This is a genomic window from Nocardia sp. NPDC050435 (assembly GCF_040655395.1).
In the GTDB taxonomy this organism is placed as follows: domain Bacteria; phylum Actinomycetota; class Actinomycetes; order Mycobacteriales; family Mycobacteriaceae; genus Nocardia.
In genome coordinates this window covers 83867-98716 of sequence record NZ_JBFAJW010000017.1, presented here as the reverse complement: position 1 = coordinate 98716, position 14850 = coordinate 83867, and the positions used below count along the sequence as shown (strand labels likewise).

The 14850-nt window shown below is 71.4% G+C and carries 12 protein-coding genes and 1 riboswitch; of the genes, 8 read left to right on the top strand and 4 right to left on the bottom strand.

What is annotated here, in order from left to right; translation table 11 throughout:
• Positions 1–342 precede the first annotated feature (342 nt).
• From AB0I43_RS38050 to AB0I43_RS38020, 7 genes are all read left to right on the top strand, one after another.
• Positions 343–1818 (top strand): alpha/beta fold hydrolase, encoded by a 1476-nt coding sequence (locus AB0I43_RS38050; protein WP_356976759.1) that lies wholly within the window; start codon positions 343–345, stop codon positions 1816–1818.
• Positions 1819–1865: 47 nt separating this feature from the next.
• Positions 1866–2549, top strand: a complete 684-nt coding sequence (locus tag AB0I43_RS38045) for a response regulator transcription factor (RefSeq protein WP_356976757.1) — start codon at positions 1866–1868, stop codon at positions 2547–2549.
• Positions 2549–3856: a HAMP domain-containing sensor histidine kinase gene (locus tag AB0I43_RS38040; RefSeq protein ID WP_356976755.1), complete on the top strand. Its 1308-nt coding sequence runs from the start codon at positions 2549–2551 to the stop codon at positions 3854–3856. The genes AB0I43_RS38045 and AB0I43_RS38040 overlap by 1 nt, the downstream gene beginning before the upstream one ends.
• A gap of 173 nt (positions 3857–4029) precedes the next feature.
• A riboswitch (cobalamin riboswitch) is annotated at positions 4030–4219 on the top strand.
• Between the two features lie 12 nt (positions 4220–4231).
• Positions 4232–5827, top strand: coding sequence for an ABC transporter substrate-binding protein (locus AB0I43_RS38035; RefSeq protein WP_356976753.1), 1596 nt, complete (start codon positions 4232–4234; stop codon positions 5825–5827).
• Between the two features lie 5 nt (positions 5828–5832).
• On the top strand, positions 5833–6798 hold the full coding sequence (locus AB0I43_RS38030; RefSeq protein ID WP_356976751.1) for an ABC transporter permease: 966 nt from the start codon (positions 5833–5835) through the stop codon (positions 6796–6798).
• Positions 6795–9332: an ATP-binding cassette domain-containing protein gene (locus AB0I43_RS38025; RefSeq protein ID WP_356976749.1), complete on the top strand. Its 2538-nt coding sequence runs from the start codon at positions 6795–6797 to the stop codon at positions 9330–9332. Before AB0I43_RS38030 ends, AB0I43_RS38025 begins: the two co-directional genes overlap by 4 nt.
• A gap of 57 nt (positions 9333–9389) precedes the next feature.
• Positions 9390–10604, top strand: a complete 1215-nt coding sequence (locus tag AB0I43_RS38020) for a nitrate/nitrite transporter (RefSeq protein WP_356976748.1) — start codon at positions 9390–9392, stop codon at positions 10602–10604.
• On the opposite strand, the gene AB0I43_RS38015 is transcribed toward AB0I43_RS38020, so the two are convergent.
• Positions 10601–11575 carry a hypothetical protein gene (locus AB0I43_RS38015; protein WP_356976746.1) on the bottom strand — a complete coding sequence of 325 codons (975 nt, stop codon included), beginning with the start codon at positions 11573–11575 and terminating at the stop codon, positions 10601–10603. The genes AB0I43_RS38020 and AB0I43_RS38015 overlap by 4 nt on opposite strands.
• Positions 11576–11801: 226 nt before the next feature.
• Here AB0I43_RS38015 and AB0I43_RS38010 point away from each other — a divergent pair, with 226 nt between their 5' ends.
• Entirely contained in the window at positions 11802–12485 is a 684-nt protein-coding gene (locus AB0I43_RS38010) for a MarR family transcriptional regulator (RefSeq protein ID WP_356976745.1), read from the top strand.
• Between the two features lie 2 nt (positions 12486–12487).
• Here AB0I43_RS38010 and AB0I43_RS38005 read toward each other — a convergent pair whose 3' ends face one another.
• From AB0I43_RS38005 to AB0I43_RS37995, 3 genes are all read right to left on the bottom strand, one after another.
• Positions 12488–13243 (bottom strand): nucleotidyltransferase domain-containing protein, encoded by a 756-nt coding sequence (locus AB0I43_RS38005; protein WP_356976744.1) that lies wholly within the window; start codon positions 13241–13243, stop codon positions 12488–12490.
• Positions 13244–13373: 130 nt separating this feature from the next.
• The gene (locus tag AB0I43_RS38000) at positions 13374–13763 is read right to left on the bottom strand and encodes a hypothetical protein (protein ID WP_356976742.1); all 390 of its coding nucleotides are present in this window, start codon (positions 13761–13763) and stop codon (positions 13374–13376) included.
• Positions 13764–13863: 100 nt separating this feature from the next.
• A complete protein-coding gene (locus tag AB0I43_RS37995; protein WP_357433586.1) occupies positions 13864–14847 on the bottom strand; it encodes an ABC transporter substrate-binding protein in 984 nt (327 codons plus the stop codon).
• Between the last annotated feature and the right edge of the window lie 3 nt (positions 14848–14850).

Here is a 14850-nt window from a genome sequence, read left to right as displayed (position 1 = left end):
AATGCCTCCTCAATAGTGTGAAGCACGACCAAACGGGTGCGACGGAAAAGTCGCGGATGCAGCGTCGGAACCAATTCATCAGGGGGCAACCACCCGCCAGGTGTGATACCCAGCACGCGTGCGGCTAACCATCATGACTGGAAATTCCTGGCAACCGGGGTTTACCGGAGGCCGTGTCTGATCCGACCGCGCGTCGACGAGCTGGTGTTTCCCGGTGCGAGCGCCCGATTCGGTGTTTTCTTACGTGTTTTTGTCATTGCTCTCCCGGGCGTCCGACATCGGCGGCCGAGTATCGCTGTCGTTGCCTCGCTGGGAGGCACGGTGGCGAAAGAGGTTTCGAGGATGCGCAGGAGTGTGCTGGCGGCGGCCGCGGCGATCTTGGTGACGGCAGGTGCCCTCACGGCATGTACCGGCACGCCCGCCCCGGCGAGCGCCGCGCCCGAGTGGTGCCCGGTAGTGCCGGAACATCGCGTGGAATGTGGCACGGTGCCGCGGGAATTGGTGGCCGGACAGCCGGAGCTCGGCACGATCGAGGTCGCCTACGCCATGGTGCGGCGCGCCGCGGACACGGCGCCCGCGGCCGGGGTCATCGCGCCGAACCCGGGCGGCCCGGGCGTGCCGCTGATCGAGAACACGGAGCTGGCGGTCGCGACGCTGGGCGAGCTGCTCACCGATCACGACCTGCTGCTGGTGGACCCGCGCGGCACCGGGCGGTCCGCGCCGCTGGATTGCGGTATGGCCGACCAGGACTACCTGACCCAGTCGCGGGCCGAGCAGCGGGACAGCGTGACCCGCTGCGGCGAGCGGCTGGGCGCCCGCGCGGCGGGCTACACCTCCGCGGCCACGGTCGACGACGTCGACGCGGTCCGGGCCGCGGTCGGGGCCCCGAAGCTGGTGCTCTACGGCCTGTCCTACGGCACCTACCTGCTGCCGGTCTACGCCCAGCGGCACCCCGACCACGTGCAGGCGATGGTGCTCTCCGGTGCCTACCCGCACGATTTCGACACGCTGAACCGGCCCAACGCCGAGGCGGTCTCGCTGGCTTTGCAGCGCATCTGTGAGCGCAGCGGCAGCTGCGACGGCGCGCGGGCGGTGTCGGACCTGCGCGAGGTGAACGCCCGGCTGCGCGAGCGGCCGTTGCCCGTGCCGGGCGCGCGGCCGTTCGCGCTGACCGAGGACAAACTGGGCACGCTGCTCTTCGAGAACGCCACCTCCGGTGTCGGCGCGGATCCCGAACCGCTGCTCGGCACGATCCCCGCCGCCTTGCGCGCGGCGGTCCGCGGCGACGACGGCCCGCTGCGCGAGTTCGCGCTGCGCGCGGCGGCGCAGGCGCCCACCGAGAACATCGATCTCTATGTGACCGTGGCCTGCAACGACTACCCGACGATCTGGTCTCCGCAGGCCGCGCCGGAGCAGCGCGAGCAGCAGTACCGCCGGGCGATCGAGGCGGCTGGCCCCAGCGGCGCCTTCAGCGCGGCCGGCTTCTCCGCCGCGCAGCGCGACGGCGGAGACCTCTGCCTGGGCTGGCCCGCGACCACGCGGATCGACTACGCGAGCCGGCCGCTTCCCGAGGTGCCGGTGCTGGTGCTGTCCGGTGACCTGGACGCGATCACGCCGGACGCCAACGGCCTGCGCGTCGCCGAACGCTTCCGGCACGCCACCTTCGTCTCGGTGCCCAATGTCGGCCACGTCCCGGACCTGGCGCCCGGTGGCTGCGTGACCGGCATCGTCACCAGCTTCCTGCGCACCGGTGAGCCGGGGCCCACCGAGTGTGTGCGGAGCCTGCCGCCCATTCCGGTGACCCCGGTCTCGAACTGAACCGACCGGTTGCCATGTCTACTACCGCGGATCGACACAATGGTCCGGTGACCGCCCCCACTGTGCTCGTCGTCGAGGACGACCCGAACGTCCGCAGCACCCTCGATCAGCTGCTGCGCTTCGAGGGCTACCAGGTGCTCCAGGCCGCCGACGGCTCCGCCGCGCTGGCGATCCTGGAGTCCCGGCAGCCGGATCTGGCGGTGGTGGATGTGGTCATGCCCGAGCTGGACGGCCTCTCGCTGTGCCGCCTGCTGCGGCGGCGCGGGGATCGGTTGCCGATCCTGGTGCTCACCGCCCGGCACCAGGTCGGCGACCGGGTCGCCGGACTCGACGCCGGGGCCGACGACTACCTGGCCAAGCCCTTCGACGTCGAGGAACTGCTGGCCCGGCTGCGCGCGCTGCTGCGCCGCAGCGCACCGGATCCCGAGCAGCGTGTGCTCGAGGTGGCCGATCTGACCCTGGATCCGGCGACGCGTGAGGTGCGCCGCGGCGGCCGGCCGCTGGAGCTGACCCGCACCGAATTCGACCTGCTCGAACTGCTCATGCGCAACGAGCGGCTTGTGCTGCCGAAAAGCCGGATCTACGAAGAGATCTGGGGGTTCGACTTCGACACCGAGTCGCGGTCGCTGGATGTCTACATCGGGTACCTGCGCCGTAAGACCGAGGACGGCGGGGCGGCGCGGCTGGTGCACACCGTCCGCAACGTCGGCTACACCATCCGGGGCGCGTAATGCTGCGCACCAGAATCACTCTCGTCGCCGTCCTGGCGGTGGCCGTGGCGATCGTCGGCACCATCGTGATCGCCTATCGCAACGTCAGCCCACTGGTGGCCGCCCAGGTCGATCGTGGTCTGTCCGATCGCGCGGACACCGTCCTGGCGCTGCTCGCCGTGGACGCGCCGGTGCCGGTGCGCCCGGACATGACCGAGCAGCTGCTGTCGCCGGACGGCGCTGTGCGGGTGCTCACGCCGGGCCGGAACCCGTTGCCGGTCAACGCCTCCGATCGGGCCATCGCCGCGGCGGGCGCGGGTGCGGGGGAGACCGAGATCGAGGTGGACGGCGTCGGCTACGGGGTGCTCACCAAGGGGCGGCCGGGCGGCGGGGCGGTCATGGTGAGCCAGAACTACGCCGACGTCGAGCGGATCGATCGCGAATTCCTGTGGCGCACAGCCTGGATCACGCTGCTGGCGCTGGCCGCCGCCGCGCTGCTGTGCTGGCTGGCCATCGGCCGCATCCTGCGCCCGATCCACCGCCTGGCCGCCGCCACCGAGCGCATCGCCGGCACCCAGGACCTGGCCGTCACGCTGCCCGCCGGACAGTCCGGCGAGGTCGGCGAACTCACTCGCAGCTTCAACACGATGCTTGCGGCACTGCGCTTTTCGCGCGCCCAGCAGCAGCGCCTGGCCGAGGACGCGGGGCACGAACTGCGCACCCCGCTGACGTCGGTGCGCGGCAGTGCCGAATTGCTGCAACGGGCGAAGGGGCGGCTCGCCCCCGAGGATGAAGCCAAAGTGCTGGCCACCCTGGTGCAGGAGGCCAAGGCGCTCGACGCGCTGGTCGGCGAACTGGTCGACCTGGCCACCGATCAGTACGCCGACGAGGAGCCGGTGAGCGTGGATCTGGGCGAACTCGCCGAGGACAGCGCCCAGCGCTTCCGCCGCCGCACCGGGCGCACGATCACCGTCGTCCGCCGGGACCCGGTCCGGCTGCCTGGCCGACCGCGCGCCTTGTCCCGCTGCGTGGACAACCTGCTCGACAACGCCCTCAAGTTCAGCTCCTCCGAGACGCCGGTGGAAATTACCGTGGTCGCCCACCAACTCACCGTCCGCGACCACGGGCCGGGCATCGCGCTCGCCGACCGCGCCGCCGTCTTCGACCGCTTCTATCGCGCCGACAACACCCGCGCCACACCCGGCTCCGGTCTCGGTCTGGCCATCGTGCACGACATCATCGCCGCGCACGGCGGCACCGTTCGCGCGGACGCGCATCCTGCGAGCGGCGCGGTGGTCGGATTCACCCTGCACACCGGAATGCGGTAGCGGCGCGGCACGATCGGCGGCCCGTGGTGCCCTGCGCCTTCGGTGCGAGCTGAGCTCTTCGGTGTCGGTCACGGGTTGTCGCCGGTACAGCCCGTGGTGTGGCCTGCGTACCGGTACCAGCCGAAAGGGCTGGTCGGTGCAGGCAAGCCGGCGCAACGGCGAGCGGGCGCGCCGGGGTGAACCGGGCTGCCGGTAGGGTTCGTGACCGGCGTAGGGAACACCGGTGCGAATCCGGGGCTGTCCCGCAACTGTCACCGAGGAGCGATCCGCCGATACATGGTCACGACCTACCCAGGTTGGAAGGCCGGCGGAGAGCGCTGATCCGGGAGCCAGGATACCTGCGCCGGCAGGCAGGGATCACCCACGAGGATGGCAATGGACAACTACAGATCGGCACGGCTCGAGGTCGGGCGGCGCAAGCTGCTGCTCGGCGGCGCGGGCGCCTTCGGCGTCGCCGCACTGGGCGGGACGGCGATGCTCGCGGGCTGCGGCACCGAGAACGGCCCGCTGGGCGCGGAAGGGCCGCCGCAACCCGGTGGGCGACTGCGCACGGCGATCGCCGGGCGCTCGGCGAGTGCGGACGTGCTCGACCCGCACCAGGCCGGCAGTTCCGCCGGCGGCGCGGTGTCGAAGAACGTCTGGGACAAGCTGGTCGCCTACAACAACGACCTGACGCTGCGCTACCGGCTCGCGGAGTCGTTGCGGCCCAACGCCGACGGCAGCGAATGGCGGATTCGGCTGCGCCCGGGCGTGCGCTTCAGCGACGGCAGCCCGCTGACCGCGCGCGACGTGCTCTGGAGTTTCGAGCGCATGCTCGATCCGGCCAAGAACTCCTCCGGCGACCTGGCCGTCGTCGACCTGGCGAACACCCGCGCCGAGGGCGACCTGGACGTGCTGGTGCGCATGAAATCCCCACTGGCGGACTTCGGTTCGGTGCTGGCGGGCTGGTACTGCTACATCGTCAAGGACGGCACCGGCGTCATCGACGGCTCCCGGATTCCGGTGGGCACCGGGCCGTTCGCGCTGGAGCGGTGGTCGCCCGGCGACCGGACGCTGTTGCGGCGCAACGAGCAGCACTGGGACGGTCGGCCGCTGCTGGACGAGGTCGAGATCATCCAGATCGCCGAGACCGAGGCGCGCGTGAACGCCTTCCTGTCCGGGGAAGCCGATGTGGTGCACGAGATCTCGTACCTGCAGGCGCGCACGCTGTCCGACACCGCGGACACCACCGTGGTGGTGCCGCCCGCCGGACTGATGGGCGCGTTCCAGATGCGGGTGGACACCGCGCCTTTCGACGATCCGCGCGTGCGCCAGGCCATGCGGCTGGCCGTGGATCGGCAGGCCATGGTCGACTCGGTCTACTACGGCTACGCCGAGGTCGGCAACGACGTCTACGGGAAGGGCGCGCCCTTCTACCACGACGCGCTGCCGCAGCGCGCCTACGACCCGCGGCGCGCCCGGGAGCTGTTGCGCGAGGCCGGAAAAGAGAACCTGACGGTCACGCTGCCGACCGCCGACGGGATGCCGGGCATGCTCGAATCGGCGACCCTGTTCGCCGAGCAGGCCAAAGCCGCGGGCATCACCATCAAGCTGGAATCGGTGCCCGCCGACACCTATTTCTCGCAGGTCAGCGGCAAGGCGTCGCTGAGCCACATCGGCTGGTGGAACTACAGTCTCGACTACTTCTACGGCCAGACCATGACCAGCTCCTCGCCCAGCAACGGCACCGGCTGGCGGCGGCCCGGCTGGGACGCCACCTTCGCCCAGGCCCGCGCCGCCATGGATCCGGAGCGCCGTCGCGCCCTCTATGCCGAACTGCAACAAGAACTCTGGAACGAGGGCGGCTACATCCTGCACAGCTTCGCCAAGCGGCCCGACGCCGCCAAGAAGTACGTGGGCGGTGTGCGCAACGGGGTGCCGGGCACCGACGACTGGGCCAACTACGCCACCACCTGGCTGGCCGCGCGGTAGCGACCGTGCTCGGCTATGTCGCATGGCGCGTCGGCGGTGGCCTCGGGGTGCTCGCCGCCGTCGCGCTCGTGGTTTTCGTGCTGTTCGAGGCACTGGATTCGGACGCGGCCACGGTCATGCTGTCGCGCACCGGCGGCGGGGACCCGGATCCGGCCCGGCTGGCCGCGCTGCGCGTCCAGCTCGGACTGGACCGGCCGGCCCCGATTCGCTTCGCGGAGTGGGCGTCCCGGTTCGTGCGCGGTGACTTCGGGCAGTCGCTGATCTCCGGGCGGCCGGTGGCCGAGGTGCTGCTGGGCCGCACCGCCAACAGCGTCACCCTGGCCTGGCTCACCGCGAGCCTGCTGCTGCCCGCGGCGCTCGCCCTCGGCCTGGCCGCCGGGGCCCGCCCCGGTTCCCGGACCGATCGGGTGATCAGCACGCTGGCGCTGGCGGCGGAATCGGTGCCCTCCTTCGTCTTCGGTGTGCTGCTGGTGGCGACGGTGTCGCTGTCGCTGCGGCTGCTGCCCGCGGTGTCGCTGCTGCCGACCGGTGCGAGCCCGTGGAGCCGCCCGGAGATCCTGGTGCTGCCGGTGACCTGCCTGCTGATCGGGCTGGCGCCGCACCCGGTGCGCATGGTGCGGGCGCAGACCGCGGAGGTGATGGCCGGGAACTACATTCGCACCGCCCGGCTCAACGGCGTCACCGGGGCGCGGCTCATGCTGCGCCACGTCGCGCCGAACGCGGTCTCGGCGTCGATCCATCCGCTGGCGGGGTCGGTGGTCGGGCTGGTGGGCGGCGTGGCCGTGGTGGAGACGCTGTTCGGGTACCCGGGGCTGTCGCAGGAGGTGCTGCGCGCCATCGAGGCTCGTGATTTTCCGCTGGTGCAGGCGGCCGCGGTGCTGATGGCGGCCGTGGGGATCGGGGTGTACCTGGCCGCCGATCTGCTCACGCTGCTGGTGAGTCCGCGGGCGCGCCGGGAGATGCTGTCGTGAGGCGGCGGCGCGTGCGCTCGTTCTGGTTGCTGTGCGTGCTGGCGGTACTGGCGCTGGTGCTGCTCGGACCGCTGCTCGCGCCGCACGCGGCGACCGCTCCGGTCGGGCCGCCCTTTCAGCCGCCCTCGGTGCGCTTTCCGCTCGGCACCGATGTGGTCGGGCGCGATGTGATGTCGCGGTTGCTGCACGGCGGGCTGCCGCTGCTCTCGCTGGCGGGGCTGGCCCTGCTGGTGGCCTACGCGCTGGGGCTGGGCCTGGGACTGCTCGCGGGACTGCGCCGGGCGCTGGACGGGTGGATCGCCCGGCCGGTGGACGCGATCGTCGTGATCCCGTGGTTCCTGCTGCTCGCGGTGATCGCCACCGTGCTGGGCGCGGGACCCGTCGCGATCGTGGTGACCGTCGCGCTGGCCTCGGTGCCCTGGATCATCCGGATCGTGCGCGCCTGCGTGCTCGAACTCGCCGGCACCGGATACGTCGAATCCGCCCGGGCCCGAGGCGAACCGCTGTGGCGGCTCGCGCTGCTGGAGGTGCTGCCGAACCTGCGGTCGGTGGTGCTCGCCGATGCCGGGGTGCGGATCTCGGCGAGCATCTCGATGGTGGCGGTGAGCGGGTTCCTCGGACTCGGGCTGCGGCCGCCGTCGCCGGACTGGGCGCTGATGATCACCGAGAATCGGCCCGGATTCGGGGTGCAGCCGTGGGCGGTGCTCGCCCCGGCGCTGCTGATCATGGTGCTGGTGGTGTCGGTGAACATGGTGACCGACCGGGCGTTGCGCCCCGACCGGCCCACCCGCGCGCCGCGTCCGGGGCGGCGCGGAACCGGGCTGTCGGCCGAGGCGTTGACGGTGCGCGATGCTCGCGGAACCGTGGTGCTGGAGGAGGTTTCGTTCGCGCTGGCACCCGGATCCGGTCTGGCTGTGATCGGCGCCTCGGGGGCGGGCAAATCCACGCTCGCGCTGGCGCTGCTCGGCGGGCTGCCGCCCGGACTCCGCATGTCGGGCAATGTCGATCTCGGCGCGTCGCCCGGCCGCCGGGCCGTCGGCTACGTGCCCCAGGATCCGGCGAGCGGCCTCAACCCGGCGCTGCGGATCGGCACGGCGATCCGCGAAATCGCCCGTGCCCAGGGGCTTCCCGGCACCAATGCCCAGATCCACGCCGCGCTGTGTGACGTCGACCTTCCGGCCGACCGCGCTTTCCAGCGCCGCTACCCGCACGAGCTCTCCGGCGGGCAGCAGCAGCGCGTCCTGCTGGCGATGGCGCTGCTCGGCGACCCCGCGTTGCTCGTGCTCGACGAGCCGACCACCGGATTGGACCCCCGCACCCGCGACCGTTTCCTCGAAACCCTGCACCGCCTCCGCCGAACGACCACGACCATACTCCTGGTGATCACCCACGATCTGGAACCGCTGGCACCGCTGGTCGATCAGGTCCTCGAACTGGAGGATGGCCGCCGAAAAGCCCTGCGGCCCAGCCCCGCGCGAAGCGCGGCGGTCGGTCGAGATTCCGCTGCCGAGGCGGCGGAACTGGTGGCTGCCGCCCAGACGCCGCTCGACGAGAAGCAGTGCGCGGCGGAGTCGTCCGAGGTGCCCGGCGGGAAGCAGTGCGCGGCGAAGTCGTCCGAGGTGCCCGACGGAGTCGGCTCGCCGTCGGTGGCACGCACGGAGTCCGGCGCATCCGTGGAGCCGAACCCGGTCGGCGCGCCGGCGGGGCCAGTGGCCGCGTCCTGCGCAGTGCCCGATTCGGCTGTGCGGACGAGCAGCCCCGCGCTCCGGTTGTTCGATGCGGTTGTGGAGCAGAGGTCTTCGCGTGCTGTCGGCGTGGCCGAATCCGCGCCGACCGCACCGGTGCCGCGCGCGGCAGGCGTTCCGGTGTTGCGGGTGTCGGGTCTCACGGTGGGGCACGCGGCGCGTCCGGTCGTCGCCGAGCTCTCGTTCGAGCTGTGGCCGGGACAGTGTTTGGCGGTCACCGGGCGGTCCGGGATCGGGAAGACCACGGTGGCGCGGGCGCTGGCGGGGTTGCATCGGCCCGAGCGCGGGGTGATCGAGCTGGCGGGGGAGGAGGTGGCGGGGATGGTCGACCGGCGGTCGCGAGAGCAGCGGCGGGCGCTGCAGTTGGTATTCCAGAATCCGGCGACCTCGCTGAATCCCTCGTATCGGGTGGGGGCGCAGGTGCGGCGGCCGTTGCGGTTGTTGCGCGGGCTCGGCGAGGCGGACGCGGGGCGGCGGGCCGCGGAGCTGCTCGCCGACGTCGGGCTGGACGACGAGCTCGCGCTGCGGCGGCCGGGGCAGCTCTCGGGTGGGCAGCAGCAACGAGTCGCGATCGCGCGGGCGCTGGCCGCCGGGCCCGGGGTGCTGCTCTGCGACGAGGTGACCTCCTCGCTCGATCCGCGCAATCAGGAGCTGGTGCTGGATCTGCTGGACCGTCTGCGGCGGGCCGGGCTGGCGCTGATCGTGATCAGCCACCAGCAGGCAGTCCTGGATCGGCTCGCCGACCGGGTGCTGCGCCTCGACGACGAGCCGATGATTGCGAAGAGATAACCGACACGGGTCGGTCAATGTCGGTGCGCAGTGGTTTCGGCGTGGTTTGCTGTAGCGGTGACTGCCTCCGAGTCGGTGCACGGCCCCCGTCCGGGGCTGAATCTCGCGCTTGCGACCTGGGTTTCCGCGCTCAACTTCTGGGCCTGGAACATGATCGGCCCGCTGTCGACCACCTACGCCAACGACATGTCGCTGAGCAGTAGCCAGGCGTCCATGCTGGTGGCGACGCCGATCCTGGTCGGCTCCCTCGGCCGGATCGCCGTCGGCGCGCTCACCGACCGGTACGGCGGACGGATCATGTTCATCGCGATCTCGCTGGCCTCGATCCTTCCGGTGCTGGCGGTCGGCCTCGCGGGCTCGGCCGACTCCTACCCGCTGCTGCTGGTGTTCGGGTTCTTCCTCGGCATCGCGGGCACCATCTTCGCGGTCGGTATCCCGTTCGCGAACAGCTGGTACGAGCCGAGCCGTCGCGGCTTCGCCACCGGAGTGTTCGGCGCGGGCATGGTCGGCACCGCGCTGTCGGCCTTCTTCACGCCGCGCTTCGTGAACTGGTTCGGCCTGTTCACCACGCACGCCATCATCGCCGTCGCGCTGGCCGTCACCGCCGGTGTCTGCGTGGTGGCGCTGCGCAACTCACCGGAGTTCCGGCCGAACACCGATCCGGTCGTGCCGAAACTGGCCGCCGCGCTGAAACTTCCGGTGACCTGGGAGATGTCGTTCCTGTACGCGATCGTTTTCGGCGGGTTCGTCGCCTTCAGCACCTACCTGCCGACCTACATCAAGAACGTCTACGACTTCTCCGCCGTCGACGCCGGCGCCCGTACCGCGGGCTTCGCCCTCGCCGCGGTGATCGCGCGCCCCATCGGCGGCGCGCTCTCGGACCGCATTCCGCCGAAGTTCGTGGTGCTGGCCTCGCTGGCGGGCACGGCCGTCATGGCCGCCCTCGCCATCTCGCAGCCGCCGCCGGACCTGTGGTCGGCGGTCACCTTCATCTTGCTGGCGGTCTTCCTCGGTATCGGCACCGGCGGCGTTTTCGCCTGGGTCTCGCGGCGTGCGCCCGGCAAGTCGGTCGGCTCGGTCACCGGCATCGTGGCCGCCGCGGGCGGCCTCGGCGGCTACTTCCCGCCGCTGGTGATGGGCGCGACCTACAACGAGCAGGGCAACGACTACACCGTCGGACTGGCCCTGCTCGTGGTGACCGCGGCGATCGCGTTCCTGTACACCGCGTTCCGGCTGAAGACCGTGGAGTCGCCCGAGGCCGGCCGGCTCTAGTCGCGCCGGCAGATCTCGGCCAGGGCGGCGAAGGCGCGTTTGGGGGCGAGCGTGCCGTCGGGCAGGAGCTTGCAGACGCCGAAGGAGGCCAGGTCCAGGTCGAGGTGCGGGTCCGGGTGGTGCGGCAGGGTGTAGGCGGCGAAGTTGTACCAGAACGCGGTGTCCACGGCCTCCTCTTCGAAGAGGGCGAACAGTTCGCGCATGTAGCGCACCGGTTCGTCCTCGTCGCGGCGGTAGTCGCCGACGATGCGCGGCGGGTCGAGATCGTAATCGATGATGTCCCAGCCGATTCCGTTGCGCTCGGCCGCGCCGCGGTAGGTGCAGCAGCCGACCTCGGTGGCCGCGATCGGCTTGCCCAGCTCGCGCAGCGCGTGCAGACCCGCGCGGTAGGCGGGGTGGGCCGGGTCGCCGTAGGCGTCGATGCCGATGATGTCGAACGGCGTCCAGTCCACGTCCTCCCAGGTACCGGCGGCATAGGTGAGCTTGCCGCGGAAGCGCTCCCGCGCGACGGCCACGAGGTCGGCGAGCGTGGCGTTGAGCGCGGTGTTCATGGCGGGCAGCGCGGCCACTGCCGCCTGTTCGTCCCCGGTGAACGACGCGATCCGCGCGAAGGTGTCGGCGCCGGGCAGGAATCCGGTGGCGAACAGGCTGAATTCGCAACCGGTGACGAAGACCGCCGCATCGGCGGCCGCGGCGCGTTCGGCGCAGTCGGCGAAGTAGGGCAGCAGCTCGGCGGCCGAGAGTTCGCAGGGAAACGGCGAGAACCAGACCTCCAGGCCCGCCGCCGCGGCGGCTTCGGCGGCCACGCTCAGGCGGTCGGGGCGGTCGCCGGTGATCCGGACGGCGTCGCAGTGCAATTCGTCCGCGATCATGCGCAGTTCGCGCCGGGCCGCGCCGGGGTCGAAATCCGGGCGGGAGTCGCGGCCGCCGGGGGCGAAGCCGGTGTCGTAGGTGATGCCTCGGGCACGCATCGGTGTTCTCCTCTGTGCGAATGTTTCGGGCTGCCCGAACTCTAGGTATGAACCGAAAATCGAAACCACCACGCAGGGCGCTGCTCTCACAGAAACTGCACGTCAAACCGCAGTGAGTGGTTGCAATGACACAGTCGGCGAACGCACTGCCCTGTTGCAACGAGCGCGGGTCGGCCGGATACTGGCTCCGAGCAACAGATCGGAGCGCCGCGTGCCGGGAAGCAGATTGACGAGATCCGATCGAGGCCGGATAGCGGACGGTTTGGCGCGGGGCCTGGACCACGCCGAGATCGGCCGCCGCCTCGGCCGGCCCACCTCGACCATCAGCCGGGAGATCGCCCGCAACGGGGGTCCCGGCCGCTACAGCGCCGAACTGGCGCACCTGGCCACGCGGCACCGTGCCCGGCGCATCCCGCGCCGGATCGCGTCGGCGCCCACCCCCGAGGTCTCGCCCGCGCTGCTCGCCGAGCTCACCGACGCCCTGGTCGGCACCGGCGTCCCACGCACGGCGGCCGGGGTGATGGCGTGCCTGCTGACCTCGGAGACCGCCAGCGCCACAGCGGCGGAACTGGCGCGCCGCCTGCATGTCAGCGCCCCGACCGTGTCGCAGGCGGTACGACTCCTGGAGGAGCAGGGCATGCTGGTGCGCGGGCGGGACGGCGACAGCCGCCGCCAACGCTATTTCCTCGGCGACGACGCCGGTTTCAGCACCATCCTGGCCAGCGTCCGCGCCAATCAGCACCTGGCCGACACGGTGCGTCGCGGCGCGGGGGCGCTGGGGACCGGCACCGCGGCCGGAGAACGCCTAGAGACCGCCGCCGACCTGCTGGAGCAGATCGGCGCCGACATCCTGCGGTCCGCGCACCGCTGGCGGGCCGACGCCGACGCGAAACGTGTTCGCACGCCGTAGAACTACCGCGCTAGTGCGTTCCGGAACAGGCCCGCGGCGGCGTCGACGGCGGCGGTCAGCACCTCCGGCTCGGCGGTGAGACCCGCGACGATCGCATCGATGTCGCGCAGCCCCGCTCGGCGCAGCAGCCGCTTCTCGTTGGTGACCCACTCACCGCGGGTCGCGAGCACCGCGTGCCCGGCGTACATCGCCGCGGTGGCGAGGGCACCGGCCACCTCGGTGCGCTGGCCGCGCGCGGCGAAAGCGCCGCGCGCGTAATCCAGGGTCAGGTCGGCGCGCTGCCGCCAGGCCGCGGCGGCGGCGGTGCGCAGCGGATCCGGAAATGCGGGACGGGGGAGTGTTCCGGCGAGCACCCGGTTCACGGCGAGTTCCGCGACGACCAGATAGCTGGGGATGCCCGCGAGGTGGAACATCAAGGGCTCCCAGTGGAATCGCCCCTGCCGTGCCTGGTCGAGTTCGTGCTCGACGGCGTCGAGATCGCGGTAGTGCACATCGGCCCGGCGGCCCTCGATGGTCAGCCAGGCGCCGCCGTTGAAGACGCCGCCGCCCCAGGCGCCGAGCTCGGAGACTTCGCCGGGCCAGCCGATCGCGCGCAGGTCCGCGGGGTCGAACGCGCCGCGATAGTAGATCGCGAAATCCCAATCGCTGCCCGGGTTCTGCGTGCCTTCGGCGCGCGAGCCGCCGAGCGCGACGGCCTGTACGCGCGGTAGGGCGGCCAGTTGTGCGGCTACGGTGCTGAGGAATTCGTCGTCGGTCATCGAGCTCCATTGTGTGTCACGAGGTTCGGTGGTTCCCGTATACGTGACACCGGCGAAGCCCACGATGTGACAGCACCGGGCCGGTTCGGGGCGGATTGCCCGCCACGAACCGGCCCGGTGGGTTCACAACTCAGGTGTTGGCGACCTTGGCCTGCCCCTGCACGACATTGTCGGTGCCGTCGACGAGCGCGACCCGCACCTGGACCTGCTGCCCCTTGGACAGGGGCGCCCCGTCCAGGACGACCACGGTGTTGTGTTTGGCTCCGTCACAGGTGATGTCGGTCTGGGCGCCGACGGCCGAGGGCTTGTCGGCCTGGGGTTCGCCCACCATCGCCTTGATGGCGGTGACACCGGCCGCCGCGTCGCAGGCGTAGTCGACCGCGACATTGGCGGGGCCCAGGCCCGTGGCATCGATGGTGTTCTCGGCGAGTGCGGGCGCGGCGGTCGCGAGGACCGCCGCACCCAGGGTGCCGAAAACGGTGAGGGCCAGGGTCGGGCGGAAGTTCTGGATTGCTGCCATGGATCTCGTTCCTCCTGGTTAGCGGAAGTAGATCTGGAACAGACTCGGAAAAATGCCGAGGCGCGCGGCCCGGCACCTTCCTCCATGGTGCCACCTTCGCCTACTTGAAGGTCTTCGCGATCAGATCCAGGGTCGCCATCACGTGGCGATAGTCCGGGCGCTGGCTGGTCGAGGGCAGTTCGTAGAGCTGCCCGGACCGGAACGCCGGCAGCGCGGCCAGCACCGGGTCCTGCTTCAGCTGTGCGATGGTGCGCCCGCCGTCGAGCTGCACGATGAACAGCGCGGGGGCGTCGACGACGACGCTGGTCAGCTCGGGGCTGAAGTTGACCCAGTCCGCGGCCGCGGGCCGGGCCGGGTTGCCGGCCTTGGCCTCGACCGCGCTGTCGACGGTGAAGCCGACCTCGGTCAGCAGCGCCGCCAGCGGCGTGGTGGGCGCGACGACCGAGGGCTTGTTGTCCTTGCGGGACTGGAACACCGAGATCGTGCCCGCGGGCACCTTGATGGCGGCCTTCACCTCGGCGACCTTGCGGTTGTAGGAGCTGATCAGGCCTTCGACCTTGTCGGACTTGCCGATCACGTCCGCGACCGCCTTCAACTGGTCCTGCCAGTTGGTCAGCTTCGACGAGATCAGCACCGTGGGCGCGATGGCGGTCAGCTTGTCGTAGGCGTCGATCGACTGCTGGCCGGGGTAGCCCTGGCCGCCGCCGATGATCAGATCGGGCTGCTGGGCGGCGATGAATTCCAGATTGATGTTGTCGCCGGAGGGCAGCACCGCGGTGCCCTGAGCCTTGGCGTCGGCCGACCACAGGGCCGGGAACTCACCCGGGGGCAGGGTGACGCCGAGCAGGCGCGGATCCGCGGCCTTGACCTTGGCGCCCAGGTCGAACAGGTAGCCGCCGAGCGAGCCGTTGACGACGGCGATGCGCTGCGGGTCGGCGGGCACGGTCACCGGGCCGCGGTCGGTCTGTACCTCGCGGGTGCCGGAGGACTGGGTGCCCTCGGTGTCGGAGCTGCTGCAACCCGCGACCACGGCGAGGGCCGCGAGCAGGAACAGGGCAAGTGCGGCGCGCACGCGGGCCGGCAATCG

Excerpts from the sequence above, each read along its gene's own strand:
- AB0I43_RS38035 (WP_356976753.1), top strand. The coding sequence starts at position 4,232 with ATGGACAACTACAGATCGGCACGGCTCGAGGTCGGGCGGCGCAAGCTG.
- AB0I43_RS38005 (WP_356976744.1), bottom strand. The coding sequence starts at position 13,243 with ATGACCGACGACGAATTCCTCAGCACCGTAGCCGCACAACTGGCCGCC.
- AB0I43_RS38015 (WP_356976746.1), bottom strand. The coding sequence starts at position 11,575 with ATGCGTGCCCGAGGCATCACCTACGACACCGGCTTCGCCCCCGGCGGC.
- AB0I43_RS38040 (WP_356976755.1), top strand. The coding sequence starts at position 2,549 with ATGCTGCGCACCAGAATCACTCTCGTCGCCGTCCTGGCGGTGGCCGTG.
- AB0I43_RS38050 (WP_356976759.1), top strand. The coding sequence starts at position 343 with ATGCGCAGGAGTGTGCTGGCGGCGGCCGCGGCGATCTTGGTGACGGCA.
- AB0I43_RS38000 (WP_356976742.1), bottom strand. The coding sequence starts at position 13,763 with ATGGCAGCAATCCAGAACTTCCGCCCGACCCTGGCCCTCACCGTTTTC.